The following is a 1,482-nucleotide window of genomic DNA, read 5'->3' as shown; positions in this document are numbered from 1 at the left end:
TCGCCACGGCGAGGCGGCCATCCCTGAAGGGGGTGGGTTTTATAGCTCCCCCACACCCCCTCGCTTCTATAAGGCCGGGTCTATTCAGAATTTTTTTGTCAAGGTACAATCGTCCCTAATGGAAGCCGGATTGCTATTGGCTAAATTGATTAGCCGTACGGGCCTGCTCGAGCAGCACGTCCAAACACTGTGCAGGCTCGAGCCCCTGATGGCCCCCATGGCTTCGGAAATTGCCCTGGCTTTTTATGACTACCTAGGACGGGATGAGGAGATGCGGGCTATTTTGTGGGAGGTTCCCGGGAGGGTCGAGCGGCTGTATCAAAGCTTTTCCGACTGGTACCGGGAGCTTTTTTGTGGAAAATACGACGCGGAATATGCGGAGAAGCGGGCCCGCATCGGGCTGGTACACGCTGCGGTAGGGGTTAAGCCCAGCTTCATTATGCCCGCTTTTGGCATTGTGCAAGAGCTGTCGCTCGAGCACCTGCGCAATACCCTGCGTTCGCCTGAAGTTTTCAGTGCGGTGGAAGCCTTCGAAAAAATCATGTCCATCGAGGCCGCTCTCATGCAGGACAGCTACATGCAGGCCATGGAGTATGGCTACCGCCTGGGCGTGGCCGCCGACCAGGAAAAAGCCCTGGTAGCAGGGGCGAGGGCCATTCTGGGCAAAATCAACTGAGCCTGGTAGGGGGCTTTGTGGCGGGCGGTTGGTTATGATGCCGGCTTTACAGAGATACCCACCTGGTATACGGAGCACACTCCGTCCCGAAGGGGATCGTTGCCTCGGTCGGGGTGAACAACCACCGCTGTAGGAGACTGTTCACCCAAACCTGGTATGAGCCACTCGGATGCGTACAGTACAATCGCAGGGATGAAGGCTGGAGAGCTGCTGCAAACCCTTATGCGCCGCACGGGCCTGACCGAGCAACATGCCCACACCCTACGGAGCCTCGAGCCCATCGCAGGCCCGCTGGCGCCCGAGGTGGCCCTGGCTTTTTACGACTACCTGGGGCGCGACCCCGAGATGCACCAAATTCTGTGGGGCGTACCGGGCCGGGTGGAGCGGCTGTACCAGTCGTTTGCGGCCTGGTACCGTGAGCTTTTTTCCGGGCAGTACGATGCCCAATACGCCAGGCGGCGGATGTATATCGGGTTGGTTCATGCCAGGGTGGGGGTGCGTCCTGCTCACTACATTCCAGCTGTGGGTATCGTGCAGGAGTTGACCCTCGAGCACCTCCGCAACGCCTTACGCGGGCCCGAAATTCTGGCTGCGATGTCAGCTTTCGAAAAGATTATGTCCATTGAAATTGCCCTCATGCAGGAGAGTTACTTTAGCGCGCTGTGGGAAGGGCTCAAATACACCCACGACGAGCAAGAAGCCCTGGTCGAGGGGGCGCGGGTGTTGTTGGAAAAAGCCCGCTAAACATAACTCAAGTTGCCACCTAGACATTCCGAGCTAGAAAGCAAAAACTAAGGCCACTATGA

Annotated in this window: 2 protein-coding genes; both read left to right on the top strand. The window is 57.8% G+C overall.

Annotated elements, in window-relative coordinates; all coding sequences use genetic code 11:
- The first annotated feature begins 118 nt into the window (after positions 1–118).
- Positions 119–676: a protoglobin domain-containing protein gene (locus tag ABWU19_RS14805; protein ID WP_435902402.1), complete on the top strand. Its 558-nt coding sequence runs from the start codon at positions 119–121 to the stop codon at positions 674–676.
- Positions 677–868: 192 nt separating this feature from the next.
- Positions 869–1,420 (top strand): protoglobin domain-containing protein, encoded by a 552-nt coding sequence (locus ABWU19_RS14800; RefSeq protein WP_435902401.1) that lies wholly within the window; start codon positions 869–871, stop codon positions 1,418–1,420.
- The last annotated feature ends 62 nt before the right edge of the window (positions 1,421–1,482 follow it).

It is taken from the genome of Meiothermus cerbereus, assembly GCF_051297115.1.
GTDB lineage: Bacteria > Deinococcota > Deinococci > Deinococcales > Thermaceae > Meiothermus > Meiothermus cerbereus_A.
Note: the sequence above shows the minus strand (reverse complement) of the source record. Positions and strands in the feature narration are given on the sequence as shown.